Origin of the sequence: Brachybacterium sp. UNK5269 (assembly GCF_049266655.1) — a bacterium.
GTDB lineage: Bacteria > Actinomycetota > Actinomycetes > Actinomycetales > Dermabacteraceae > Brachybacterium.
Window position 1 is genome coordinate 1562934 of sequence record NZ_CP184883.1, and the last position, 25466, is coordinate 1588399.

The 25466-nt window shown below is 73.8% G+C and carries 20 protein-coding genes; 14 read left to right on the forward strand and 6 right to left on the reverse strand.

Annotation, left to right across the window (positions count from 1 at the left end; genetic code table 11):
• The first annotated feature begins 99 nt into the window (after nt 1–99).
• The gene (locus ACOJUI_RS07210) at nt 100–687 is read left to right on the forward strand and encodes a GNAT family N-acetyltransferase (protein WP_422117380.1); all 588 of its coding nucleotides are present in this window, start codon (nt 100–102) and stop codon (nt 685–687) included.
• Between the two features lie 87 nt (nt 688–774).
• On the opposite strand, the gene ACOJUI_RS07215 is transcribed toward ACOJUI_RS07210, so the two are convergent.
• Nucleotides 775–993, reverse strand: coding sequence for a DUF7455 domain-containing protein (locus ACOJUI_RS07215; protein ID WP_422117381.1), 219 nt, complete (start codon nt 991–993; stop codon nt 775–777).
• A 108-nt stretch (nt 994–1101) separates the two neighbouring features.
• On the opposite strand from ACOJUI_RS07215, the gene ACOJUI_RS07220 reads away from it, so the two are divergent.
• The 3 genes from ACOJUI_RS07220 to ACOJUI_RS07230 are packed head-to-tail and all read left to right on the forward strand — an operon-like array spanning nt 1102 to nt 4915.
• Nucleotides 1102–3240: a DNA gyrase/topoisomerase IV subunit B gene (locus ACOJUI_RS07220; protein ID WP_422117382.1), complete on the forward strand. Its 2139-nt coding sequence runs from the start codon at nt 1102–1104 to the stop codon at nt 3238–3240.
• A complete protein-coding gene (gene hisF, locus ACOJUI_RS07225) occupies nt 3237–4022 on the forward strand; it encodes an imidazole glycerol phosphate synthase subunit HisF (protein WP_422117383.1) in 786 nt (261 codons plus the stop codon). The genes ACOJUI_RS07220 and hisF overlap by 4 nt, the downstream gene beginning before the upstream one ends.
• Nucleotides 4019–4915 (forward strand): metallophosphoesterase, encoded by an 897-nt coding sequence (locus ACOJUI_RS07230; RefSeq protein ID WP_422117384.1) that lies wholly within the window; start codon nt 4019–4021, stop codon nt 4913–4915. The genes hisF and ACOJUI_RS07230 overlap by 4 nt, the downstream gene beginning before the upstream one ends.
• 125 nt (nt 4916–5040) lie before the next feature.
• On the opposite strand, the gene ACOJUI_RS07235 is transcribed toward ACOJUI_RS07230, so the two are convergent.
• From ACOJUI_RS07235 to ACOJUI_RS07245, 3 genes are read right to left on the reverse strand one after another with little or no spacing between them, the layout of a single operon-like run.
• Nucleotides 5041–5913, reverse strand: a complete 873-nt coding sequence (locus ACOJUI_RS07235; protein WP_422117385.1) for a D-hexose-6-phosphate mutarotase — start codon at nt 5911–5913, stop codon at nt 5041–5043.
• Nucleotides 5894–7030, reverse strand: a complete 1137-nt coding sequence (locus tag ACOJUI_RS07240) for a hypothetical protein (protein ID WP_422117386.1) — start codon at nt 7028–7030, stop codon at nt 5894–5896. The genes ACOJUI_RS07235 and ACOJUI_RS07240 overlap by 20 nt, the downstream gene beginning before the upstream one ends.
• Before the next feature lie 49 nt (nt 7031–7079).
• Nucleotides 7080–9536, reverse strand: coding sequence for a DNA gyrase/topoisomerase IV subunit A (locus ACOJUI_RS07245; RefSeq protein ID WP_422117387.1), 2457 nt, complete (start codon nt 9534–9536; stop codon nt 7080–7082).
• A 103-nt stretch (nt 9537–9639) separates the two neighbouring features.
• Here ACOJUI_RS07245 and ACOJUI_RS07250 point away from each other — a divergent pair, with 103 nt between their 5' ends.
• The 3 genes from ACOJUI_RS07250 to ACOJUI_RS07260 are packed head-to-tail and all read left to right on the forward strand — an operon-like array spanning nt 9640 to nt 14124.
• A complete protein-coding gene (locus ACOJUI_RS07250; protein ID WP_422117388.1) occupies nt 9640–12354 on the forward strand; it encodes a GNAT family N-acetyltransferase in 2715 nt (904 codons plus the stop codon).
• A gap of 36 nt (nt 12355–12390) precedes the next feature.
• Nucleotides 12391–12966: a DUF5998 family protein gene (locus ACOJUI_RS07255; protein ID WP_422117389.1), complete on the forward strand. Its 576-nt coding sequence runs from the start codon at nt 12391–12393 to the stop codon at nt 12964–12966.
• Nucleotides 12967–12999: 33 nt separating this feature from the next.
• Nucleotides 13000–14124, forward strand: coding sequence for an alkaline phosphatase family protein (locus ACOJUI_RS07260; protein WP_422117390.1), 1125 nt, complete (start codon nt 13000–13002; stop codon nt 14122–14124).
• A 28-nt stretch (nt 14125–14152) separates the two neighbouring features.
• Here ACOJUI_RS07260 and sepH read toward each other — a convergent pair whose 3' ends face one another.
• Nucleotides 14153–15412 carry a septation protein SepH gene (sepH, locus tag ACOJUI_RS07265; protein WP_422117391.1) on the reverse strand — a complete coding sequence of 420 codons (1260 nt, stop codon included), beginning with the start codon at nt 15410–15412 and terminating at the stop codon, nt 14153–14155.
• A 287-nt stretch (nt 15413–15699) separates the two neighbouring features.
• On the opposite strand from sepH, the gene ACOJUI_RS07270 reads away from it, so the two are divergent.
• Nucleotides 15700–16002: a DUF4193 domain-containing protein gene (locus tag ACOJUI_RS07270; RefSeq protein ID WP_394214713.1), complete on the forward strand. Its 303-nt coding sequence runs from the start codon at nt 15700–15702 to the stop codon at nt 16000–16002.
• Nucleotides 16003–16085: 83 nt separating this feature from the next.
• Here the strand turns inward: ACOJUI_RS07270 and ACOJUI_RS07275 are convergent, their stop codons facing one another.
• A complete protein-coding gene (locus ACOJUI_RS07275) occupies nt 16086–16604 on the reverse strand; it encodes a DUF3093 domain-containing protein (RefSeq protein ID WP_422117392.1) in 519 nt (172 codons plus the stop codon).
• A gap of 69 nt (nt 16605–16673) precedes the next feature.
• Here ACOJUI_RS07275 and dut point away from each other — a divergent pair, with 69 nt between their 5' ends.
• From dut to ACOJUI_RS07305, 6 genes are all read left to right on the forward strand, one after another.
• Entirely contained in the window at nt 16674–17198 is a 525-nt protein-coding gene (gene dut / locus ACOJUI_RS07280) for a dUTP diphosphatase (RefSeq protein ID WP_422117393.1), read from the forward strand.
• 3 nt (nt 17199–17201) lie between these two features.
• Nucleotides 17202–17966 carry a DUF3710 domain-containing protein gene (locus ACOJUI_RS07285; protein WP_422117394.1) on the forward strand — a complete coding sequence of 255 codons (765 nt, stop codon included), beginning with the start codon at nt 17202–17204 and terminating at the stop codon, nt 17964–17966.
• Nucleotides 17963–18685 carry a DUF3159 domain-containing protein gene (locus ACOJUI_RS07290; RefSeq protein WP_422117395.1) on the forward strand — a complete coding sequence of 241 codons (723 nt, stop codon included), beginning with the start codon at nt 17963–17965 and terminating at the stop codon, nt 18683–18685. The genes ACOJUI_RS07285 and ACOJUI_RS07290 overlap by 4 nt, the downstream gene beginning before the upstream one ends.
• 185 nt (nt 18686–18870) lie before the next feature.
• Nucleotides 18871–20193 carry a class I SAM-dependent RNA methyltransferase gene (locus tag ACOJUI_RS07295; RefSeq protein ID WP_422117396.1) on the forward strand — a complete coding sequence of 441 codons (1323 nt, stop codon included), beginning with the start codon at nt 18871–18873 and terminating at the stop codon, nt 20191–20193.
• Nucleotides 20194–20401: 208 nt separating this feature from the next.
• On the forward strand, nt 20402–23200 hold the full coding sequence (gene acnA / locus ACOJUI_RS07300) for an aconitate hydratase AcnA (protein ID WP_422117397.1): 2799 nt from the start codon (nt 20402–20404) through the stop codon (nt 23198–23200).
• Nucleotides 23201–23546: 346 nt separating this feature from the next.
• Nucleotides 23547–25460: a 1-deoxy-D-xylulose-5-phosphate synthase gene (locus ACOJUI_RS07305; protein WP_422117398.1), complete on the forward strand. Its 1914-nt coding sequence runs from the start codon at nt 23547–23549 to the stop codon at nt 25458–25460.
• Nucleotides 25461–25466 lie beyond the last annotated feature (6 nt).

Genomic DNA, 25466 nt, shown 5'->3' on the forward strand with positions numbered 1-25466 from the left:
CCCGAGTTCACCAGAGCTCGGGCCCGCTTCTCCGTCCGCCCCCTCGAGGGGGAACCAGCACGCCGCCGAGGGCGGCGGGACGAGGACGACGACACGAGCATGACCACCGAGCCGATGACCACCGAGCCGATGGCCACCGAGCCGCTCAGCGCCGAGCCGCTCAGCGCCGCCGCGCCGCGGATCCACCGCGTGCGCGGTGAGGACTGGATCTCCCACCGCGACCTGCGCCTGTCCATGCTGGCCGCCGACCCGGACGCCTTCTGGGCGGATCCGGCGCAGGAGCGCGACCGCGACGAGCAGCAGTGGCGCGCGGAGATCGCCGGCCCCCGCATCCATCTGCAGGCCCGGCGGGGGCCGGAGACGCTCGGCGGGATCGCCCTGCTGCCGGCGGGGTACACCCCCGCGCATCCGATCCCTGCGGACCGCGCCCACATCGTGTCCCTCTGGGTGCGCCCGTCGGCCCGTGGACTGGGCGTCTCGCGGCTGCTGTTCCGGGCGCTCGCGCGGCTCGCCGTGGAGCTGGGCCGCCCCGACCTGCGGCTGGACGTGGACGAGACCAATGCGCCGGCCCGCGCGCTGTACGAGCGCCTCGGCTTCCGGGCGACGGGGGAGCGGGATCCGCGCGAGGGACGCGACACCTGCTGGGTCGAGTACGCGATCCGCGCCGAGCAGCTGCTGGAGGGCTGAGCGCGCGAACGCACGAGGGCGCCCACCGCAGCGGTGGGCGCCCTCGTCGGTGCGCGGCGCGTCGGGCCTCGACGCGTCGCCGGTGGATCAGTCGTCGATCGGCTCCGGCTTGGCGTGGAGACGCTCGGTCTCGTCGATGACCTCCGAGACGACGTCCTTCAGGGCGTCCTCGTGGGCGCGGGCGTGGTGGGCGCAGAACATCAGTTCGCCGCCGGCCTCCAGGAGGACCTTCACGTACGCCTGGGCGCCGCAGCGGTCGCAACGATCGTGTGCCGTCAGCCGGGGAGCTTCGAGAGTCAGGTTCATGGTGTCTTTCTAGCATCCCGCAGGCACCGGGGACAGTGATGGGGACCGCGGTTCGCTGGGGGCGCAACGACGCTGTGAGCGGGGCCGCAATGCCGGTCTCCGGGGGCGATGCGCCGTAGGATCGCAAGGGTGTCCACCACCATCCCCGCGAAGAAGTCCGCCTACGACGCCCGCAACCTCCAGGTCCTCGAGGGACTGGAGGCGGTGCGCAAGCGCCCCGGCATGTACATCGGCTCGACCGACTCCCGGGGCCTGATGCACTGCCTGTGGGAGATCCTCGACAATGCTGTCGACGAGGCCCTCGGCGGCCACGGCGACTCGATCGCGGTGATCCTGCACCCCGACCACTCCGTCGAGGTGCGCGACACCGGCCGCGGCGTCCCGGTGGACGTCGAGCCCCGCACCGGCCTGACCGGCGTCGAGGTGGTCTACACCAAGCTCCACGCCGGCGGGAAGTTCGGCGGCGGCTCCTACGCGGCCTCCGGCGGGCTCCACGGCGTCGGCGCGAGCGTCGTCAACGCGCTCTCCGGCCGCCTCGACGTCGAGGTCGACCGCGGCGGCAAGACCTACGCGATGAGCTTCCAGCGCGGCGCCCCCGGCGTCTTCGCGGACGTCGACGGCCCCAGCGCCGAGTCCCCCTTCACCCCGGCGGCCGGCCCCGGCGAGTTGCGGGTGGTGGGCAGGGCCAAGCGCGGCGTCACCGGCACCCGGGTGCGGTACTGGGCGGATCCCCAGATCTTCGTCAAGGGCTCCCACTTCTCGCTCGACGACCTCACCCGCCGGTCCCGGCAGACCGCCTTCCTGGTGCCGGGCCTCGAGCTGTCCGTCACCGACCTGCGCCCCGAGGCGATCCCCGACCAGCCCACCACCCGGACCTTCAAGTACGAGGGCGGGATCAGCGAGTTCGTCGAGTACCTCGCCCAGGACGAGAAGATCACCGACGTGATCCGGCTGCAGGGCTCCGGCGAGTACGTCGAGACCGTCCCGGTGCTCGACCGCAACGGGCACATGGTCTCGACCGACGTCGAGCGCTCCTGCGAGGTCGACATCGCCCTGCGCTGGGGCGCCGACTTCGATTCCACCCTGCGCTCCTTCGTGAACATCGTCGCCACCCCCAAGGGCGGCACCCACGTCGCCGGCTTCGAGCAGGCCCTGGTCAAGACCATGCGCAAGCAGGTCGAGAACCAGGCCCGCCGGGTCAAGTTCAACGCCAAGAACGAGAAGATCGAGAAGGACGACACCCTCGCCGGACTCACCGCCGTGGTCAGCGTCCGCATCGACGAACCGCAGTTCGAGGGCCAGACCAAGGAGGTCCTCGGCACCCCCGCGATCCGCGCGATCGTCGCGAAGGTCGTCGAGGACCGCCTCACCGAGTTCCTGACCTCCACCAGAAAGGGGGAGAAGGAACAGGCCGCGCTGGTCATCGACAAGGTGGTCTCCGAGATGCGCGCCCGGATCGCGGCGCGGATGCACAAGGAGGTCTCGCGGCGCAAGAACGCGCTGGAGTCGTCCACCATGCCCACCAAGCTGGCGGACTGCCGCGCCGACGACGTCGAGCGGTCCGAGCTGTTCATCGTCGAGGGCGACAGCGCCCTGGGCACCGCCAAGAGCGCCCGGGACTCCGAGTTCCAGGCGCTGCTGCCGATCCGCGGCAAGATCCTCAACGTGCAGAAGGCGTCCATCACGGACATGCTGAAGAACGCCGAGTGCGCCGCGATCATCCAGGTGATCGGGGCCGGCTCGGGCCGCACCTTCGACCTCGACGCCGCCCGCTACGGCAAGATCATCATGATGACCGACGCCGACGTCGACGGCGCCCACATCCGCACCCTGCTGCTGACGCTGTTCCACCGCTACATGCGGCCGCTGGTCGAGGCCGGCCGGGTCTACGCCGCCGTCCCGCCGCTGCACCGGGTGGAGATCGTCCACGGGGGCTCCAAGAAGAACGAGTACGTCTACACCTACTCGGAGGCCGAGCTGAGCAAGCTGCTGAAGAACCTCGAGCGCCGCAACAAGCGCTACAAGGAGCCGATCCAGCGCTACAAGGGGCTCGGGGAGATGGACGCCGACCAGCTCGCGGACACCACCATGGAGCCGGGCCACCGCACGCTGCGCCGGGTCCGGATCGAGGACGCCGAGGCCGCCAGCGCCATGTTCGAGCTGCTGATGGGCTCGGAGGTGGCTCCCCGCAAGCAGTTCATCATCGAAGGAGCCGAGGAGCTCGATATGGAGAGGATCGACGCATGAGTGTCGCCGTCCGTGTGATCCCGTGCCTGGACGTCGATGCCGGTCGCGTCGTCAAGGGCGTGAATTTCAAGGACCTCCGCGACGCGGGGGACCCGGTCGAGCTGGCCGCCCGCTACGGGGCCGAGGGGGCCGACGAGCTCACCTTCCTCGACGTCACCGCCTCCTCCGGCGGCCGGGAGACCATGATCGACGTGGTCCGCCGCACCGCCGAGGAGATCTTCATCCCGCTCACCGTCGGCGGCGGCGTCCGCTCGGTGGACGACGTCGACCAGCTGCTGCGGGCCGGCGCCGACAAGTGCGGCGTCAACACCGCCGCGATCGCCCGCCCCGAGCTGATCAGCGAGATCTCGCACCGCTTCGGCAACCAGGTGCTGGTGCTCTCGATCGACGCGCGCCGCGTCACCGAGGAGAGCCCCGCCGGCACCGCCCGCAGCGGCTCCGGCTTCGAGGTCACCACCCACGGCGGCCGCCGCGGCACCGGGATCGACGCGATCGCCTGGATCCGCGAGGTCACCGAGCGCGGCGCCGGCGAGATCCTGCTGAACTCGATGGACGCCGACGGCACCGAGCGGGGCTTCGACCTCGAGCTGATCCGCCTGGCCCGCGAGGCGACGAACCTGCCGCTTATCGCCTCCGGCGGCGCCGGGAAGCCCGCCGACTTCCCGCCCGCCGTGCAGGCCGGGGCGGATGCGGTGCTCGCCGCGAGCGTCTTCCACTTCCAGCAGATGACCATCGCCGAGGCGAAGGCCGCCATGGCGGCTGCCGGGATCACCGTGCGGTGACCGCGCCCCTCTCGGTCGCCTCCCGCCGCGTCCCCGCGCGGCTCCCGGCGCTGCAGCGCCTCGCCGTGGCCGCGCTGGTCGCTCTGCTGACGCTCGCGATGGCGGCCGGCTGGCTGCTGTGGGACAACCGCCGCCTGGACGTCTCCCACTACGAGGTCGGGCTCGCGCAGCTGCCCGCCGCGGCCGACGGACTGCGCATCGCCCAGGTCTCCGACCTCCACGCCGCCTCCTTCGGCACGTTCCCGCAGCGCCTGCTCGCCGGGGTCGAGGCCGCCCAGCCGGACCTGATCGCGATCACCGGGGACCTGGTGGATCGGCGCACCGCCGACCTCACCCTCGTGCTCACGGTGGCGGGCGACCTGCAGGAGATCGCCCCGACCTACTTCGTGCTGGGCAACCACGAGGCCGACTCGGAGCGGCGGGACGAGCTGATCGCCGGGCTCGAGGACCGCGGCGTGGTGGTGCTGCGCGACGCCGCGGTCACGGTCGAGCTGGCCGGCACCGAGCTCAGCGTCATCGGTCTGGACGATCCGCGGGTCCGCGGCACCCAGGGCCGGCCGCCACGGCCGCCCGGGCCGGTGCTGGCCGGACTCGAGTCGCCCGCCGGGACGCCCCGCATCCTGCTCGCCCACCGACCGGAGCTGCTGGAGGAGTACGCCGCCTCCGGCGTGGACCTGGTGCTGTCCGGACACGCCCACGGCGGACAGGTGCGCCTGCCGCTGCTCGGCGGCCTCTACGCCCCGCACGAGGGATGGCTGCCCGAGCTCAGCGAGGGCGTGCACACCCGCGGCGGGACCACCATGGTCATCAGCCGCGGTCTGGGCAACAGCACCGCCGGGGTGCGCGTGAACAATCCGCGGGAGCTGGTGGTGGTCGAGCTCCGCGCCCGCTGAGCGCCGGGGCGTCAGCGCAGGCCCGTGAGGCCGACGCAGTCACCGGCGGCGCGCTGCGGCCGCCGACGTGCAGGACCCGGCCGCCCCGGGCAGGGCGACCGGGTCGCGGTGGTGCGAGGGCCGGCTCAGCGCTCGATGCGGTAGGTGACTCCCACGGTGTGCGACTGACCGGGCTCGAGGGTCACGAAGCCGTCCTTCGCCACCGCCGGCTCGATGCACACGAACTCGGGCCAGGCCGCATCCGGGATGTCGGCCATGCCGGTCACCAGCGTGTCCCAGGGGTTCCAGACCACGGTGCGGGTGGTCCCGCGCGGCGTCGAGACGATGCGTCGGCCGCGCTGCGGATCGACGACGGCGACCGCGGCGGTGGACTCGACGATGCGGTCGGTGGCGGCGCCCAGACGCAGCGGCTGCTCGGGCATGACGTCGCGGGCGAGGTCGCGGGTGTTGTCGAGGTAGGCGGCGCCCTCGAGGCCCTCGATCGTGATCTCGCGCGCGTCGCCCACGGCGAGGTACGTGTGCAGCGCGGCCTCGAGCTCGAGGGGGCCCCGGCCGGCGGTGAGGGTCAGGTCCACCGCGAGCTCGGCGCCGATCCGCAGGGCGAGGGTCCCGGTCAGGGCGGGGTCCGCCACGGTGAGGGTCAGCTCGACCTCGTCGCCCTCGCGGCGGGCGGAGGCGAGCTCCCAGCGCAGGGTGCGCAGCCAGCCGTGCTTGACGCTGCGGCTGCCGTCGCGGCCGGGTCCGAACCAGGGACCGACCAGCGGGATGCCGCCGCGGACGGCCGCGCCGGGGCCGAAGGCCGAGGCGGGACTCAGCCACAGCAGATCGGTCTGTCCGGCCGGCACGTAGCTGGTCACGTGGGCGCCGTCGAGGAGGATCTCGGCGCGGGCGGCGGGGGTGTCGACGAGGATCGCGTCGACCCCGTGGGCCTGCCCGAGGGAGACCCCGTCGGGCAGCGGGGCGGAGGGGGCGGAGGCGTCAGGGCTCGGAGGGTTCATGCAGGCATGGTCGCACGGGCACCGTCCCGCGTCCCGCCGCGCCCATCGCGTTCGTCGGCTCCGGCTCCCCGGCTCCCTCGCCGGCGGCGGAGACCGCCCGGATGAACAGCAGCAGCCAGAGGTAGACGGTCACCGCCGCGCCCAGCTCGAAGGCCGTCATGTTGAGGTAGCCGATCCCCTCGAACAGCACGATCAGCATCACCAGGATCGCGAAGGCGATGCCGGTGATCACCAGCAGGCCCCCGGGCAGGCGGCGCAGGAGCACCGGGACCACGATCAGGGTCAGCCCGAACAGCACCACCAGCAGCTCGGCGATCAGGTTGTGCCAGAAGGCGTGGACGTTCAGGGAGACCAGGGCGACCAGGGCCAGGCACACGCCGAGGGCCACCAGCGCCCCGCGCACCAGCTGCACCTTCCAGCGGGGCTCGCCGGCGGCGGCGGCCCAGCGTCCGAGGTCGTGGGCGATGAAGTCGCCGACGGTGAGGAAGGCGAGGCCGGTCAGCAGCAGCGTCAGGTTGAAGGTGAACCCGGCCCGGTCCCGGCCCGCGCCCAGCTTTGAGAAGAACTGCTCCCACCAGTACGGGTCCGGGGCCGCCAGCGCCGCCGACAGCACCCCGGCGGTGAGGAAGACCATCAGCAGCGTGGCCAGGGATCTGCCGTCCAGCCGCGAGGCGCTCGCGGCGATCACGTAGGCCCAGATGCCGGTGGTGAGCGCGACCCAGAAGGTGCTCGCGAAACGGTCCAGGGCCACGCCCCGGAAGGCCTGCTGCGCCACCGCGTACATCGCCCCGGTCAGCAGCAGCGCGAGCACCGCGTACACCAGCGCGGGACCCAGGACCGTCAGGGCGCGGCGCCAGCGGGGCAGCCGCCGGATCCAGGGGTGGACGCGCGGGGTGAGCACCCACAGCGCCACCGCGGCGACCACGGCGGAGGTGCCGAGGCAGGACAGCGCCGCGACCTGGCCGATCGAGTCCTCGCCCGTGAGCGGGACGGTGCCGCGCAGCGCGATCAGCCCGACGACCAGCCCCATCGCGGCCCCGCCGAGCCCGAGGGCCAGGGTGATCGACTCCGTCCGGGTGGCCTGCGAGGAGCGGCGACGGGCGGTAGGGCGCGGCATGGCAGAAGTCTTCCACGCCCGCCGATCGGCGGGCGCCCGCGCGTCGGTCTCAGCCCACGGCGGCGATCGGCACCGCCACCGGGGTGCCGGAGCCGTCCCGGCGGCCGGTGGGCTCGGGCAGGTCGATCGGCTGCCCGGCCTCGGAGCAGGCCCGGGCCGGATGCGGCACCACCCAGGCGCCGATCAGCCGGTCCTCGCCGCGCAGGAAGCGATGGCAGCGCATGCCCGCGGTCGAGCGGCCCTTGGCGGGGAACTCGGTGAGCGCGGAGACCTTCAGGGAGCCGGTCTGCAGCTGCGGCAGGGTCGCGGAGCTGCCGGAGACGGTCACCACGTCCGCCGGCGCGGTCACGTCGATCACGCCGAAGAAGACCACCTGCGCCCCGTCGGAGAGCTTGATGCCCGCCACCCCGCCGGCGCCGCGGCCCTGGGGACGCACGCCGGAGGAGGGGAAGTGGAGCAGCTGCGCCTCGGAGGTGATGAACACCAGGTCGAGGTCCGCGTCGTCCTCGAGGTCGACCACGCCCACCACCGCATCGCCGGGCTTCAGGGCGATGATCTCGAAGCCGTCCGAGCGCGGGAAGTCGAGCTGGACCCGCTTGACCACGCCGTCGCGGGTGCCCAGGGCGATTGCGCCCCCGCGGGCCAGGTCCTCCTCGGCCACCCGGATCAGCCCCAGCGCCCGCTCGTCGCGCTCGAGGTCGACGAGGTCCGACGCCCGGGTGCCGCCCGCGAGCGACGGGGCGCCCGCGGTGGGGGCCAGCGAGGGCAGGTCCACCACCGACAGCCGCAGCACCCGGCCGCGGTCGGTGACCACGCCGACCACGGAGCGGGTCGAGGACCGCAGGGAGGAGACGACCACGTCGTGGGAGCTGCGCGGCCCCTCCCGCAGCAGCGGGCCCTCCCCGGCGATCCGCGCCACCAGCCCGGTGCCGGTCAGCAGCACGTGGCAGGGCTCGTCGGCCACCTCGAGCGAGCCGCCGGCGGTGGCGACCGGCTTCTCGGCGGCCTCCAGCAGGACGGTGCGGCGGGAGTCGCCGTGCGCGGCCGCAACGGCCGCGAGCTCGTCCGAGACCAGCGTCCGCAGCACCGTCTCGGAGCCCAGGATCTCCTCCAGCTGCTCGATCTCGCGGCGCAGCTCGTCCCGCTCGGCCTCGAGCTCGATCTGCGAGAACCGCGTCAGCCGGCGCAGGCGCAGCTCGAGGATGTACTCGGCCTGCAGCTGGGAGAGGTCGAACACGGTCATCAGGGTGGTGCGCGCACTCTCCGCGTCGTCGCTGCGGCGCACGATCTGGATCACCTCGTCGATGTCGACGATCGCCAGCAGCAGCCCCTCGACCAGGTGCAGCCGGGCCCGGCGCCTGCTCAGGCGGTGCTCGGTGCGGCGGCGCACCACCGTGATCCGGTGGTCGACGAACACCTCCAGCAGGTGCTTGAGCCCCATGGTGCGCGGCTGCCCCTCGACCAGGGCGACGTTGTTGATGCCGAAGGACTCCTCGAGCGGCGTGTAGCGGTACAGCTGTTCGAGCACCGCCTCCGGGTCGTAGCCGGACTTCACGGTCAGCACCAGGCGCAGGCCGTGGTGACGGTCGGTGAGGTCCTGGTAGTCGGTGATGCCCTGGACCCGCTTGGCCTGCACGGCGTCGCGCAGCTTCTCGGCGACCTTCTCGGGCCCCACCTGGTAGGGCAGCTCGGTGACGACGATGCCCTTGCGGCGGGAAGTGACGTTCTCGATCCGGGTGGTGGCGCGCATCTTGAAGGAGCCGCGGCCGGTGCGGTAGGCGTCCCGGATCCCGTCGAGCCCGATGATCCGGCCGCCGGTGGGCAGGTCGGGGCCCGGCACGAAGCGCATCAGCTCCTCGAGCTCGGCGTCCGGATGCTCGATCAGGTGGCGCGCCGCGGCGACGGTCTCGACCAGGTTGTGCGGCGCCATGTTCGTGGCCATCCCCACCGCGATCCCGGAGGCCCCGTTGACCAGGAGGTTCGGGTACTGGGCGGGCAGCACCTCGGGCTGGGTGAGCTGGTTGTCGTAGTTCGGCACCATCGCCACGACGTCCTCGTCCAGCGAGTCGGTCATCAGCAGCGCGGCGCGGGCCAGGCGCGCCTCGGTGTAGCGCGCGGCGGCCGGGCCGTTGTCCAGGGAGCCGAAGTTGCCGTGGCCGTCGACCAGCGGCATCCGCATCGAGAAGTCCTGGGCCATGCGCACCAGGGCGTCGTAGATCGCGGTGTCGCCGTGGGGGTGCAGCTTGCCCATCACCTCGCCGACCACGCGCTGGCTCTTGACGTGCCCGCGGTCCGGGCGCAGACCCATCTCCGACATCATGTAGAGGATCCGGCGCTGGACCGGCTTCAGCCCGTCCCGCGCATCGGGCAGGGCCCGGGAGTAGATCACCGAGTACGCGTACTCGAGGAACGAGGCCTCCATCTCGCTGGTGACGTCGATGTCGATGATCGTCTCGTCGGCCGCCTCGTCCCCGGCGGGCGGCGTGGTGCTGCGTGATCGGGCCATGGGACTCATCATCGCGCATCACCGGCCGCGCTCCCGGCAGGCCCGGCCCCCGGCGGGACGTGAATCCCGTAACGTCCCCGGCCGGGGCCGCTAGGATCGGTCCATGGCGGACAGACGGGACGGCCCGCGCTCACTGCGCCGCCGCGTCCGCGGCGGCGAGCACAGCGCACCGGGCTACCCCGCCCACTGGGAGGCCGACATCGCGCTGCGCGACGGCTCCGCCGCGCATCTGCGCCCGATCCTGCCCGAGGACGCCGACGCCCTCCAGGCCTTCCATCAGCGCCAGTCCGAGCAGTCCCGCTACCTGCGCTTCTTCGCCCCGATGCCGCGGCTGTCCCCCCGCGACCTCGAGCGCTTCACCCATGTCGACCACGACGACCGGGTCGCGTTCGTGGTGCTGGTGGGCGAGGAGATCATCGCCGTCGGTCGCTACGACCGCATCGCGCCGGAGGTCGCGGAGGTCGCGTTCAACGTCGCCGACTCCCGCCAGGGCACGGGGCTGGGCTCCGTGCTGCTCGAGCACCTGGCCGCCGCCGCCCGCGAGCGCGGCATCAACGTCTTCACCGCCGAGGTGCTCCCGCAGAACTCGAAGATGATCAAGGTCTTCACCGAGGCCGGCTTCGACGTCGGCCGCACCCTCGACGACGGCGTGGTGATGGTGAACTTCCGCATCGACCCCACCGCGCGCTCCCTGGCCGTGATGGCGCAGCGGGAGCACCGCGCGGAGGCGGAGGCGATGGAGCGCCTGCTGCACCCCGAGTCGGTGCTGCTGATCGGGGTCTCCTCCCGCGCCGACTCCGCCGGGGGCCGCTTCCTCGAGGCTCTCGAGCGCACCGGCTACCCGGGGGAGGTGTACGTCATCGCCCGGGAGGCGCTCGAGGTGCGCGGCCACCGCACCCACGGCCGGATCGGCGATGTGCCCGGCAGCGTGGACCTGGCGGTGATCGCCCTGCGCCCGGAGGCCTGCCTCGAGGCCATCGAGGAGTGCGCGGCGATCGGGGTGCGCAGCGTGGTGATCCCCACCGAGGGCTTCGACGACAGCACCGAGGGCCGGCACCTGCAGCGGGAGCTGGTCTCCCGCGCCCGCCTGCACGGCATGCGGCTGCTGGGCCCCGGCTCCCTCGGGTTCCTGCGCACCGGGCCGGCAGCCCTGAACCTCTCGCTCGCCCCCGCCATGCCCCGGCCGGGCCCGGTCGCGCTCGCCGGGCAGTCCAGCGCCCTCTCGGCGATGCTGCTGGCCGGGACCGACACCCGCGGCATCGGCCTGCACGAGTTCGTCGGCGTCGGCAACCGCGCGGACGTTTCCCTCAACGACACCCTCCAGCACTGGGAGGACGACGACCAGGTGGGGGTGATCGGGCTGGCCCTGGAATCGATGGGCAACCCCCGCAAGTTCACCCGCATCGCGCGCCGGCTGACCCGGCGCACCCCGCTGATCGTGCTGCGCCCGCCGGGCAGCGAGACCCATCGCCCGCCCGGGCACGACGTGCGCCCCTCCTCGCTGCCCCGCCGCGCCCTCGACCAGGTGCTCGACTCCGCCGGCGTGGTCCAGACGCAGGGCGTGGACCACCTGCTCGACGTGGTCGACGCGATCGGTCGGCAGGGCCTGCCGCTGGGGCCGCGGGTGGGGCTGCTGTCCAACACCGCCGCGCTCGGGGCCTCGCTGCGCGGCGCCGCCGACGAGGCCGGGCTCAGCGTGGTCGCCGACAACCGCAGCGTCCCGCTGTCCCCGGAACCGCGGCTGATCCAGCGCGCCTTCACCTCGATGGCGGCGCTCGGCCAGGTGGATCTGGTGATCGCCGGCGTGCTCGATGCGCAGAAGGCGGACGTCGCCGAGGTGCTGCGGCAGATGGCGATCGTGGCCCGCCACTCCGAGGTGGTGCTGCTGGTGTGCCTGGTGACCACGGCGGAGCGCTTCGGCGCGGTGCAGCAGGTGGTGCGCCGCGACGGCGCGCTGCCGCCCGTCCACGCCACCCCCTTCACCGCGTCGCGGGCGGCCGCCGGGATGCTCGCGGCCGCGCTGCGCCCGGAGGCCGACGACGAGGAGCCCGCGACGCGCGAGGACGTCGACGCCGTCGCCGCACGGGAGCTGGTGGAGGCGCTGCTGCCGGAGGAGGCGAGCACGGGCGGGGAGCTGTCCGCCGCCGACACCGCCGCCCTGCTCGCCGCCTACGGCATCGAGCTGCTGGTCACCCGTCCCGTCGCCGACGTCGACGACGCCCTCGAGCAGGCGGCGCGGATCGGCTACCCGGTCGCGCTGAAGAGCACCGACCCGGTGCTGCGCCACCGCGCCGATCTGGGCGGGGTGCGCCTCGGGATCCCCGACGCCGTCCAGCTGCGCGATGCACTGCGCACCATGCAGCAGGACCTGTCCTTCTCCAGCGCCCCCCTCGAGGTGCAGGCCATGGCGCCCGCCGGGGTGCCGATGGTGGTGCGCAGCATCGAGGACCCCTCGCTCGGACCGGTGGTCTCGCTGTCCGTCGCCGGGGACGCCACCGACCTGCTCGACGACATCGCCTACGCCATCCCGCCCTTCAGCGAGAGCGCCGCCCGGCGCCTGGTCGACGCCCCGGCCACGGCGGTCAAGCTGCGCGGGGTGCGCGGGCTGCCGCCCTCGGACCGGGAGGCGCTCGCCGACCTGGTCGTGCGCATCGGCCTGCTCGCCGAGGACGTGCCCGAGCTCGCCCGGCTCGAGCTGTACCCGGTGCTGGTCGCCCAGCACGGAGCCACCGTCGTCGGTGCCAGCGCGCACCTCGCCCCGGCCCCGAACCGCACCGACGGCTCCCGGCGCACCCTCTCCGGGCCGCCCGTGGCCTGAGCCGTCCGCCTCCGGCGCGCGTGGGAGGATGGTGCGATGAGCACCGCCCTGCCCGCCGACCTCCTCCGGGACCTCGAGACCGCCGGATACTTCCCGCAGACGGCCGTCCAGAGCCTGGAGCGCTCCCTGCGCGGCGCCCGTCCCCTCGCCCACCTGGTGCGACCGGAGACCACCTTCGACGGGCCCGAGGTGCGCCGGCACCTCACCGTCGTCGTGCTGACCGCCACGCACCTGCTGGTCACGCACCTCGACGACGATCCGGCCGATGCCCTGAACCCCAGCCAGGTGGTCTCCACCACGGAGCGGATCCGCCTGCAGCGGATCACCGCCACCGGCCTCTCGCAGGTCTTCGACACCGACGGGCAGGAGGCCCCCGGTCAGGAAGCCGAGGTCACCCTCGGGGTGAGCTGGGACGGCAGCCGACGGATCGACCTAGAACGGGCGGTCTGCGAGGACCCGAACTGCCAGCTGGACCACGGCTACACCGGCACCACGGCACCCTCCGACCTGGCGCTGCGGGTCAGCGCGCTGGCCGACGGCGCGGGGGCCGTCGAGTCGGCGCTGGCCTTCCACGGCGAGCTGGTCGATGCGATCGACGCCCTGGACGCCTGAGGCGCCGCCCGTGCCCCGCCCAGGACCGCTGCCGTGACCGCCCCCGCCCTGCCCTGGCCGCACGACCTGCTGCCGCCGCCCTTCGCGGACGGGGCCCGACCCGCCCTGCTCGACGTGCTGCGCCCGCTGGTCGAGACCCCGCAGCCGGGCCGCGACCTGGTGGTGGTGCTCGACGGGGTCGGCTCCGACCTGCTGCACGAGCACCGCTCGCTGACCCCCACCCTGCGGCGCCTCGAGGCGGACATCGCCCGGGTGCGCACGGTGGCCCCGGCGACCACCTCGAGCGCGATCGTCTCCCTCCACACCGGGCTGCCGCCGCTGCGGCACGGCGTCCTCGGCTACCTCACCTACGACCCCGTCACCGGGCAGGCCCTGAACCAGATCACCGGCGCCCCGGGCGTCGACCCCGCCCGCTGGATGCCCGAGCCGACCCTGGTCGAGAGCGGCGCACGCCGCGCGGTGCAGGTCGCTCCCGCCAAGCACGCCGGCTCGCACCTCAGCGGGGTCGCCTATCGGGGCTGGGAGTTCCTCGGCCACGGCCGCGAGGACCGGGTCGAGGCGGTGCGCACCGCGCTGCGCCGCGCCGGCGCGGACGGCCTGGTGCACCTGCACGTCGACGACGTCGACCATGCCGGGCATCGCCACGGCGTCGACTCCGAGCCGTGGCGGACCGCCCTCGCGGAGGTCGACGCGCTGGTGGGGACGCTGCTGCGGCGGCTGCCGCGGGGCACCCGCGTCCACCTGACCGCCGATCACGGCATGGTCGACACCTCACCGGCGCTGACCGTCGACCTCGCCGACCACCCGCGGGTGCAGCGCCTGGTGGCGGAGGTGAACGGGGAGGCCCGCGCCCTGGCGCTGCATGCGGTGGACGGCGCCGCGGCCGAGCTCGCGGGGATGCTGCGGGGGCTGCTGGGGGAGCGGGCGCTGGTGCTGGAGGGCGCCGAGATCCTCGCCGGCGGTCTGCTGGCCCCGGTGGGCACCGCGGTCCCCGATCGGGTCGCGGGGCGTCTGCCGGACGTGCTGGTGCTCGCCCGGGGGCGCTGGAGCATCGACGACTTCTCCCGTCGTCAGGACTCGGCCCGTCGGATGGTCGGGGTGCACGGCTCGCTGACCTCGGCCGAGGCCTGGGTGCCGCTGCTGCGCGTGACCCTCTGAGCGGAGCGGGCCCGGCGGGGCCCGGGGCTCACTCGGGCTTGGAGCCGAAGACGATCTCGTCCCAGGTGGGCATCGAGGCCCGCCGGTTCTTCGAGCGCGCGGGCTTCCTGGCCGGCTTCTCGGGCTCCTCCGGGGTGGCGCTCGCGGGCCCTGCGCCCTCGCCGAAGCCCGGCAGCGGGGTGAGGTCCACGGTGTCCTGGTACTGGATCGGCTCCTGAGCGGCGGGCGGGGCCTGCGCCGCGTCCGGCTCCTCGCCGTCCCCGTCCTCCGGCGCGGCCGCCTCCGGGCCGGGCTGCTCGACGTCGCTCTCCTCGGGACGCGGCGCGGCCTCGACCTCCCGCGAGTGCTCGAGCTGCGCCTCCAGGTCCGGGTCCTCGGTCTGCTCGGCGGGAGTCCCGGGCGCGGGGGCCTGCTCGTCCTCCGAGGGCGAGGGCGGGGTGGGGGCCGTCGGTGCGGAGGCGTCGGCCTCGAGCGCCTCGTCGAGGCTGGTCCAGACGGTCGCCGAGTCGTCCGGGCGCGGCACCGAGCGCAGTCCGCGGCGGGCGTTGAGCGCGTCGAGCTCGTGGTCCTCGATGGTGGCCCCGGGGGCCTCGGAGGCCGAGGACTGCGCGGGCCAGGGGCGGCCGCGGCGCGGGACGGCGGGGCTCCCCTCGAGGGAGCCGTCGGCCTCGAGGTCGTAGACCGCGCTGCGGACGGCCTGCAGCCGGCCCCGACCGCGGGAGGGCTCCGGCGGGGCGTCCTCGTCGGTGATCCAGCGGGCCTCGTCGTCGATCGGGGAGATGGAGCGGTTGTCGATGTCGGCGACCCAGTGCGCCTGGCGGGTGCGTCCGCCGGCGGAGAAGGTCAGCTCGAGCGTCCAGGTGCCGTCCTGACGGCGCCAGGCGTCCCAGGCGGTGTCCCCGGTGGCCTCGCGGGCGGCGAGCCGCTCCCCGACGACGGACTCCAGGGCGGGGCCTCCGCGGCCGACGGGGAAGGTGCGGGCGCGCTGGGCGGTCCATTCGCGCTCGGCGAGCACCGGGCCCTCGTAGCGACGCACGTGCTCGAGCGGGATGTCGGAGTCCTCGGAGATGTCCTCCGCGCTGCGTCCGGCGCGGAGCATCGCCTGGATCTCGCGGGGGCGCAGGGCGGTGGTGCCCGCGGCCTGGATCATGTTCAGCGCCGGGCGGTCCGAGCGCACCGCGGCGCGCAGGGCCTTGTCGATGCGCAGGGTGTACCGCTCCCCGTCGGAGTCGACCAGGATCACCTGTTCGCCGTCGTCATGGATCCCGTCGAGTTCGAGCTCGCGCATGTCGTCCTCTCCGTCGGAGCCCGGCCTCTTGCATAGGGCAGTCCAGGTCATGACCCTACCGTGACGGCCTGGCCGCTGTCGGCTCCCACGGCCGCCGGGAGCGGCGTGTTGCCGGCGGCGGCGGACGGCGGGTTGTCCGTCGCAGATCCCTCTGCAATAATGCCGCCGCATTCGGCGTTGAGACCCGGACCGACCGGACCTGGTCCGCAGGATCCACCGACGCCGACATGCCCGGGACCCAGGTCTGACCGCCCGAGACACCCCAGCCAACCAGGAACGGACCGTAGATGGCCACTGATTACGATGCCCCGCGCAAGAACGACGACGAATCCAATGACGACTCCATCGAGGAGCTGAAGGGTCGTCGGAGCGAGGCGGCGACCCCGACGGTCGACGAGGACGAGGCGGAGGCCGCGGACTCCTATGAGCTGCCCGGCGCCGATCTGTCCGGTGAGGAGCTCTCGGTGCGGGTGCTCCCGCGTCAGGCCGACGAGTTCACCTGCGCGAGCTGCTTCCTGGTGAAGCACCGCAGCCAGATCGACCACGTCGAGGGCACCCTCATCATCTGCAAGGAGTGCGCCGCCGCCTGAGCCGGCCACCGCGCGCACGAGAGGACGGCGCCGCTTCCCGACGGGAGGCGGCGCCGTCGTCGTACCGGGAGCGGTGGGCTCGCTCAGCCCGAGCGCTGCGCGGTGCGCAGGGCGAGGGCCAGGTCCTCGGGGCGGCGCGAGGAGGCGACCCAGGCGGTGGTGGGGTCCTCCTCGTCGAGCACCTCGACACGGATCCCCGACGGGGCCCACACCCGCACGCAGTAGTGCGCGAGCGGCTCGAACTCCTGTCCGATCACGAGCCTCCAGTCCTCGCCCGTCAGCACCCGCGGCTCCCCGAGCAGCGCCACGTCGATGCGGGCGCGCCCGAGCCGGAACTGCCCGTCGGAGACCTCGAGCACCGGCGAGTACTGGACGGCCAGCACGAGGGCGATGAGGATCGCGACGATCGCGACCATGATCGCGACGGTGAGGTCCAGCGGCACCAGCACCAGGCCGAGCACGCCGCCCAGGGTGACGGCGAGGATCCAGGAGCCGATGCCGGGGAGCAGCCGCTCGCGGAACAGGGGCTGGGACCCCTCCTGCCCGGTGGGAGCGGGCCGCGGGGACGCGGCGTCGGAGGCGTGATCGGCTGCGGCGGACATGCCCCCATGCTCTCACGCACCTCCTGGGCGCTGCCGTCGGCGGTGCGGGGACGACATACCCTGGTGCGCATGCCCCTCGATCACGACGACGCCCAGCCCGCCGCCGGTGCCGCGGGAGCGGCCCTGCGGATCCGCCGCACCGGCGCGACGGCGATGCCGCACCGCGTCCACGCCGACGACGCCGGACTGGACCTGTCCAGCGCCGAGGACCTGGTGATCCCCGCCGGCGGCCGGGCGCTGGTGGACACCGGCCTCTCGGTGGCCCTGCCGCCCGGCACGGTGGGACTGGTCTGCCCCCGCTCCGGGCTCGCCGCCCGCCACGGCATCACGGTGCTCAACGGCCCCGGTATCGTGGACGCCGGCTACCGAGGCCCGGTGAAGGTCTCGCTGCACAACACGGATGCCCAGGAGCCCTTCGCGCTCCACGTGGGCGACCGCATCGCCCAGCTGGTGGTGGTCCCGTTCCTGGCGCCCGTGCTGCAGGAGGTCCAGGAGCTGGACGCGACCGACCGCGCCGCCGCGGGCTTCGGCTCCAGCGGCGGCTTCGGGACGGCTGCGGTCCCGGCCGCGAGCGACGAGCAGATGGAGGGATGACCGATGGGACTGTTCTCCCGCAGGAAGACCCGGCAGGCCCCGCAGGTCGAGGGTGCCGACGCACCGGACACCGCCGATCCCGAGCTCGGTGACGACGATGCCGGGAGCGCTGCGCAGGGCGCCGACCGCGCGGCCGTCGCCGCGGCCCCCGCGCGCGGGGAGCACCTCGAGGCCGGCCCCTATGACGAGGCCGACGCCCCCGAGGGGGACTACCTCGATCTCGGCGCGCTGCGGGTGCCGGTCATCGACGGCATGGAGCTGCGGATGGAGGTCGACCAGCGCAGCGGGGCCGTCACCGGGGCGAACCTCGTCCTCGGCGGCTCCTCGCTGCAGGTGCAGGCCTTCGCGGCACCGAAGTCCCGGGGACTGTGGGAGGACGTGCGCACCTCGCTGCGCGACTCCGTGGTCACGCAGGGCGGCACCGCCGAGACCCGCCCGGGCGTCTTCGGTCCCGAGCTGATCACCCGGCTGCCGATCAAGCGCACCGACGGCCGCACCGGCTACCGCCCGGCCCGCTTCCTCGGCATCGACGGGCCCCGCTGGTTCGTGCGAGCGATCCTCACCGGCAAGGCGCTGGGCGATCCGGAGCAGGCCCGCCGCTTCGAGACCCTCGTCTCCCGCCTGGTGGTGGTGCGCGGCACGGAGGCGATGGCCCCGCAGGAGCTGATCCCGCTCCACCTGCCCGGCGAGCGCCCCGGCCTCAGCCAGATCGGCGCCGCCCCGCTGGACCCGCTCGCCCGCGGCCCCGAGATCACGGAGGTCGGATGACCGCCGGCCCGCACCACCCCGAGCACCAGGAGCCCGCGGCAGCGCCGGACCCCGCCCGGGCGCAGCAGGAGCCGGCGGGCAAGGCGCCGCGCAGCGGCCTCGGCGCGGTCCTGCAGGAGGAGGACTTCTCGGTCTCCGACGCCATCGGGGGCCCGCGCGGCATCGCCGAGTCCGTGCTGCCCACGCTGCTGTTCGTGGTGCTCTACGTCATCGCCGGCTCCGTCACCGTGGCCGCCGGCGCGGCCGTCGCCGTGGTGGCCGTGGCGCTGGTGGCCCGCCTGGTGCGCCGCGAGAGCCTGAGCACGGTGATCGGCGGCCTGATCGGCGTGGCCCTCGGCGCGGTGCTGGCGATCCGCTCCGGGGAGGGCTCCGACTTCTACTGGCCCGGCATCGCCACCAACGCGGTCTCGCTGCTCGTCGTGCTCGTCTCCCTGGCCCTGCGGCGTCCGCTGGTGGGACTGCTGATCGGGGTGCTGGACCCGCGGGTCCAGGACTGGGCGCAGGATCCCGACGCCCGCCGCGTCTACTCCCGGGCCACGCTGCTGTTCGCGGGCCTGTACGCGGCCAAGGTCGCCGTGCAGCTGCCGCTCCTGCTGACCGGACAGGTGGCCGCGCTGGGCATCGCCAAGCTCGCCATGGGGCTGCCCGCCTTCGCGGTGATCGGCTATCTGGTCTGGCTCATGCACCGCGGACTGCTCGCCCGGCGCGGACAGCGCTGAGCCGGCCCCGCCCGCCCCGAGACCGCGCCGTCGGCGCGCGCAGCGCGTCACAAGCCCGGTCCAGTGGATGAGACAATGGCCGCGACCAGGACCTCGGCGCGCTCCCCGCGCCGCCGAACCACCACCAGAACGATCAGCCGCGGTCCGCGCCGCCTGCCGGGCGCGGACGGAGAGGAAGGGGTCCGATGATGTCGGATGCCGCACGAGAGTCGAGCACTGCCGCCGGCGGCGGACGTCTCCTCACCCTCACCGCCGGGCCGCCGGCCGCCGGCGGCACCTTCGTCGCCCGCCACGAGGGGCGCGTCGTGTTCGTGCGCGGCACCACCCCCGGCGAGACCGTCACCGCCCGTCTGCTCGAGGACCCCGAGGAGCGGGCCGCTGCCCGCTTCTGGCGCGCCGAGACCATCGACGTGCTCGAGGCGGGGGTGGACCGGGTCCCCTCGGTCTGGGAGGAGGCGGCTGTCGACGGGGTCGGCGGCGCCGAATGGGCGCACATCGCCCTGCCCGCCCAGCGCCGCATCGCCAGCGAGGTCCTGCAGGAGCTGCTGCGCCGGGCCGGGGTGAGCAGCTTCCCCATCGAGCAGGTGCAGGTCGAGCCTGCTCCCCACGACGCCGACGGACTGGGCTGGCGCACCCGCGTGCGCTTCGCGGTCGACGCCGACGGCCGGGTCGGCATGCGCGGCTGGCGCTCCCACGACGTCCGCGACGTCGGCGCGAATCCGCTGGCCGCGCAGGCCATCCGCGATCTGCGCCTGGGGGAGTGGACCGCCCCCGAGGGCACCGAGGCGATCGACGCCGTGGCCCCGTCGGCCGGTCCCGCCGCGGTGGTGCTGATCGGCCGCGACCTCGATCCCGCCTCGGTCACCATCCCCGAGAGCTGGGGGGACGCCGATGTCGCGGTGCGCACGGGGCGCGGACTGGTGCCGCTGCGCGGTGACGGCACCGTCCGCGAGCGCGTGGGCGAGCGCCTGTTCGCCGTCAGCGCCACCGGCTTCTGGCAGTCCCACCGCCGGGCCGCGGAGCTGCTGAGCGAGGTCGTCGAGAGCTCCCTGCGCGCACCGCGCGGCGGCAGCGCCTGGGACCTCTACGGCGGCGTCGGCCTGTTCGCCGCGGTCGCCGCCGCGCAGGTGGGCCCCGAGGGCTCCGTCGTCACGGTCGAGGGCAACCGGCGCGCCTCCCAGCACGCCGCCGAGAACCTCGAGGACCTGCCGCAGGTGGCGAGCGCCACCGCCGACGTCACCGACTGGGTGCGGGCGCGCCGCGGCGGCGTGGACGCGGTCGTGCTGGACCCGCCCCGCAGCGGCGCCGGCACCGAACTGATGGGACTGCTCGCGACCGCCGTGCGGCAGCGGATCGTCTACGTCTCCTGCGAGCCCTCCACGCTGGCCCGCGACCTGGCCGCGGTCGAGAAGAAGGGTTGGAGGATCGTGGACCTGCGCGCCTTCGACCTCTTCCCCCACACCCATCACATCGAGTCGGTCACCGTCCTGGAGCGCACCAAGGGCTGAGCCCCCAGGAGCTGACGGCGCGTCAGCTGGCGTGGCCCGCGCATGGTAGTATTTATCTTGACGTCAAGATAACTTCCGGGTCCCCTCCCGGTCATCCCTCCAGGGCCTGCGCGGGCCGGCGTCCGCGGCAGGTTCCGCATCCGGTCGCCCGGCTCCCGGCGCGCGCCTACGATGGAGGGGTCTACCTCACAGCAAAGGAGTTCGCCTGATGAGCACTGTCGACTCATTCTCCGCGAAACAGGATCTCACCGTCGGCGGGACCGACTACGAGATCTACGCGCTCGACGCCGTGGACGGCGCCGAGAAGCTTCCCTACAGCCTCAAGATTCTGCTCGAGAACCTGCTGCGCACCGAGGACGGTGCGAACATCACCGCCGATCACGTGCGTGCGCTGGCCTCCTGGGACCCCACGGCCGATCCCTCGATCGAGATCCAGTTCACCCCTGCCCGCGTGATCATGCAGGACTTCACCGGAGTGCCCTGCGTCGTCGATCTCGCCACGATGCGCGAGGCGATGCAGGAGCTCGGCGGCGACCCCGAGAAGATCAACCCCCTCGCGCCCGCCGAGATGGTCATCGACCACTCCGTGATGATCGACGTCGCCGGCCGCCTCGACGCGCTCGAGCAGAACATGGAGCTCGAGTACGAGCGCAACCGCGAGCGCTACCAGTTCCTGCGCTGGGGCCAGACCGCCTTCGACGACTTCAAGGTGGTGCCCCCGGGCACCGGCATCGTCCACCAGGTCAACATCGAGTACCTCGCCCGTACCGTGATGACCCGGGAGGCGCAGAACGCCGCCGGCGAGACCGTGCTGCGCGCCTACCCCGACTCCTGCGTCGGCACCGACTCGCACACCACCATGGTCAACGGCCTGGGCGTGCTGGGCTGGGGCGTCGGCGGCATCGAGGCCGAGGCCGCGATGCTCGGCCAGCCGGTCTCCATGCTGATCCCGCGGGTGGTCGGCTTCAAGCTGACCGGCGAGATCCCCCCGGCCGCCACCGCCACCGACGTGGTGCTGACCATCACCGAGATGCTCCGCGAGCACGGCGTCGTCGGCAAGTTCGTCGAGTTCTACGGCGAGGGCGTCGCCCAGGTGCCGCTGGCCAACCGCGCCACCATCGGCAACATGAGCCCCGAGTTCGGCTCCACCTGCGCGATCTTCCCGATCGACGAGGTGACCGTCGACTACCTGCGCCTGACCGGCCGCTCCGAGGAGCAGCTCGCGCTGGTGGAGGCCTACGCCAAGCACCAGGGCCTGTGGCACGACTCCTCGAAGGAGATCGTGTACTCGGAGTACCTCGAGCTGGACCTGTCCACCGTGGTGCCCTCCATCGCCGGCCCCAAGCGCCCGCAGGACCGCATCGTCCTGACCGAGGCGAAGGAGTCCTTCCGCGAGGTGCTGCCGAGCTACGCCGGTGAGGGCCGTCAGGTCGAGGAGGGCGACGAGGCCGGCACCTTCCCGGCCTCCGACCCCGCGGGCCTCGGCTCGGACAACGACTCCGGCGGCGCGCCGCCGCAGCACCAGCACGTCACCGGCCGGGCCTCGAACCCGATCCAGGTCGCGGGGGAGGACTTCTCGATCGACCACGGCATCGTCTCGATCGCCTCGATCACCTCGTGCACCAACACCTCGAACCCGTCGGTGATGATGGCCGCGGGCCTGCTCGCCCAGCACGCGGTGGACCGCGGACTGGTGGCCAAGCCCTGGGTCAAGACCTCCATGGCCCCCGGCTCGCAGGTGGTCACGAACTACTACTCCAAGGCCGGGCTCTGGCCCGCCCTCGAGGCCCTGGGCTTCCACCTGGTCGGCTACGGCTGCACCACCTGCATCGGCAACTCCGGGCCGCTGGCCCCGGAGATCTCCGACGCCATCGCGCAGAACGACCTCGCCGTCACCGCCGTGCTCTCGGGCAACCGCAACTTCGAGGGCCGCATCAACCCCGACGTGAAGATGAACTACCTGGCCTCCCCGCCGCTGGTGATCGCCTACGCGCTCGCGGGCACCATGGACTTCGACTTCGAGAACGATCCGCTGGGGCAGGACAAGGACGGCCAGGACGTCTACCTGCGCGACATCTGGCCGAGCCCGACCGAGGTCGAGAAGGTCATCGCCGAGAGCATCTCCCAGGAGATGTTCACCGAGGACTACAAGGACGTCTTCACCGGCGACGAGCGCTGGCGCAGCCTGGAGACCCCCGAGGGCGCGACCTTCGAGTGGGACGAGGAGTCCACCTACGTGCGCAAGCCCCCGTACTTCGAGGGCATGGGCGCCACCCCCGAGCCGATCACCGACATCGACGGCGCCCGGGTGCTGGTCAAGGTCGGGGACTCCACGACCACCGACCACATCTCGCCCGCCGGGTCGATCAAGCTCGACTCGCCGGCCGGCCGCTACCTCCAGGAGCACGGGGTGGCCCGCAAGGACTTCAACTCCTACGGCTCGCGCCGCGGCAACCACGAGGTGATGATCCGCGGCACCTTCGCGAACATCCGCATCAAGAACCAGCTGCTCGACGGCGTCGAGGGCGGGTACACGAAGAACTTCCTGACCGGTGAGCAGGAGTTCATCTACGACGCCGCGCAGGCCTACGCCGAGCAGGACATCCCCCTGGTGGTCCTGGCCGGCAAGGAGTACGGCACCGGCTCCTCGCGCGACTGGGCGGCCAAGGGCACCAAGCTGCTGGGCGTCGAGGTGGTCATCGCCGAGAGCTTCGAGCGCATCCACCGCTCGAACCTGATCGGCATGGGCGTGCTCCCGCTGCAGTACCCGGCCGGCGAGACCGCGGACTCGCTGGGCCTGACCGGCACCGAGACCTTCTCCGTCACCGGGGTGACCGCCCTGAACGACGGCACCATCCCCAAGACGGTCGAGGTCGTCGCCACCAAGGAGGACGGCACGAAGGTCAGCTTCGACGGCGTCGTGCGCATCGACACCCCCGGCGAGGCGGAGTACTTCCGCAACGGCGGCATCCTGCAGTACGTGCTGCGGTCGCTCGTGGCGGCCTGACCCCCACGCGCAGCACCCCAGGACGCGCCCCGGAGCCCCACGGTCCCGGGGCGCGTCCCGTTCTGCGCCCGCGCGTCCCCGGTGGCCGATGGCCCTGCCGCGTCGGGGGCGACGGGGTCGGGGGATCCGGCCCGCTGTCGCCCGGGTTCGGCGCCCCCGACCACCGCGGGGGACCGACCCCGTTGATGCACCCCGGCCCGGCCGGTCTGCACCCCGATGCAGACCTCGGCAGGGACCCGTGGACCACCGGTGAAGATCTGCACAGATGTGACCATGTTCGGCGTCCGCACAGGTCACGAGGACGTACTCTGGGCGGGTCCCGTCCCCGAGGCCGATGGAGGATCGCGTGTCGACGACCCAGGAGCATTCCCTGCCGCCGACCTGGCGGGAGTCGCGCCCGGGGTCCGCGGACCCCACGGCGCAGAACACCGCCGCACCGGAGCTCGTCCCCGACGACGTCCCGATCCCCGCCGATCCGCAGCAGCTGCGCGCGCTGCCCGCCGCGGCGCTGCCCGGCCTGGCCCGCACCCTGCGCCGGCGCCTGCTCGAAGTCACCTCCCGCTCCGGCGGCCACCTGGGCCCGAACCTCGGGGTGGTCGAGCTGACCCTCGCCCTGCACCGGGAGTTCCGCTCCCCGCAGGAGCCCCTCGTCTTCGACACCGGCCACCAGGCCTACGTCCACAAGATGCTCACCGGCCGGGCGGAGCTGGCCGGGCTGCGCCGCGCGGGCGGCGTCTCCGGGTACCCCGCCCGCGAGGAGTCGGCGCACGACGTGGTCGAGAACTCCCACGCCTCCGGCTCGATCGCCTGGGCCCACGGCATCGACCGCGCCCGTCGGCTCACCGGTGAGCCCGGCGTCGCCGTCGCGGTGATCGGCGACGGCGCCCTGACCGGGGGAGTGGGGCTCGAGGCCCTGAACGCCCTCGCCTCCGACGTCGGCTCCCGCACCGTCGTGGTGCTCAACGACAACACCCGCTCCTACGCCCCGACCGTCGGCGGACTCGCCCGCCACCTGCAGCAGCTGCGCGAGGGCGAGGTCGCCGCCGGCGCCGACGTCTTCACCGCCACCGGGCTGACGTACCTCGGGCCGATCGACGGCCACGACCACGAGCAGCTCGCCGCCGCCCTGTCCCAGGCGCGCGCCGCCGCGGAGGACGCCGACCGCGCCGGGGTGGTGGTGCACGTGGTCACCCGCAAGGGCGCCGGCTTCGAGCGCGCCGAGTCCGACGCGATCGACCACTGGCACGCCACCGGTCCCTTCGAGATCGAGCCGCCCACCGCGACGGACATCGTCCCGCCGCCGGGAGCCCCCGCCCCGGCCGACACCTGGACCGCGCGGCTCGGCGCCGCCGTGCTGGCCGCCGCGCGGCGCGATCAGCGGGTGGTCGCACTGAGCGCGGCGATGATCGACCCCGTCGGCCTCACCCCGATGCAGCGCGAGATGCCGGAGCGGGTGCTGGACGTGGGGATCGCCGAGCAGCTCGCCCTGGACACCGCCGCGGGCCTCGCCCACGGCGGCGCGAAGCCCGTGGTGGCGCTGTACGCGACGTTCCTGAACCGGGCCGTCGACCAGCTGCTGCTGGACGTCGCCCTCCACGGCGAGGACGTCACCATCACCCTGGACCGCGCGGGCGTCACCGGGGACGACGGGCCCAGCCACCACGGCATCTGGGACCTCGCCCTCGCCGCTCAGGTCCCCGGTCTGGCCCTCTGGGCGCCCCGCGACGGAGACCACCTCACCGCCGCGGCCGAGGCGGCTCTCGCGGTCGCCGGTCCCAGCCTGGTGCGCTTCCCCAAGGGACCCTGCCCCGCGCCGGTCGCCACGCTCGCGCAGCACGACGCCGGGGAGGTCCTCGCCGGGGACCCGTCCCGCCCGATCGACGCGCTGGTGCTCAGCATCGGACCGCTGGCCGACCGCGCCGTCGAGGCCGCCGCCCGCCTGGCCGCCGCCGACCCGGCGCTGAACCTGGTGGTGCTGGACCCGGTGCAGGCCCTGCCGCTGGGCGATGCCCTGCTGGAGCTGGCGGCCTCCGCCGGCGCGGTGCTCACCCTCGAGGACGGGGTCGCCGAGCGCGGCATCGGGGCGGCCCTGGCGGTGCGCCTGGCCCAGCGGGCCACCCGCAGCGCCCCGGCGCCCGCGGTGCGCGTGCTGGGGGTCGCCCAGGAGTTCATCCCGCACGCCAAGCGCGATGCGATCCTGGCGCGCAACGGTCTGGACGCCGACGGCATCGCCGCCCGCCTCGGCGCACTGCTCGCCTGAGCCGGC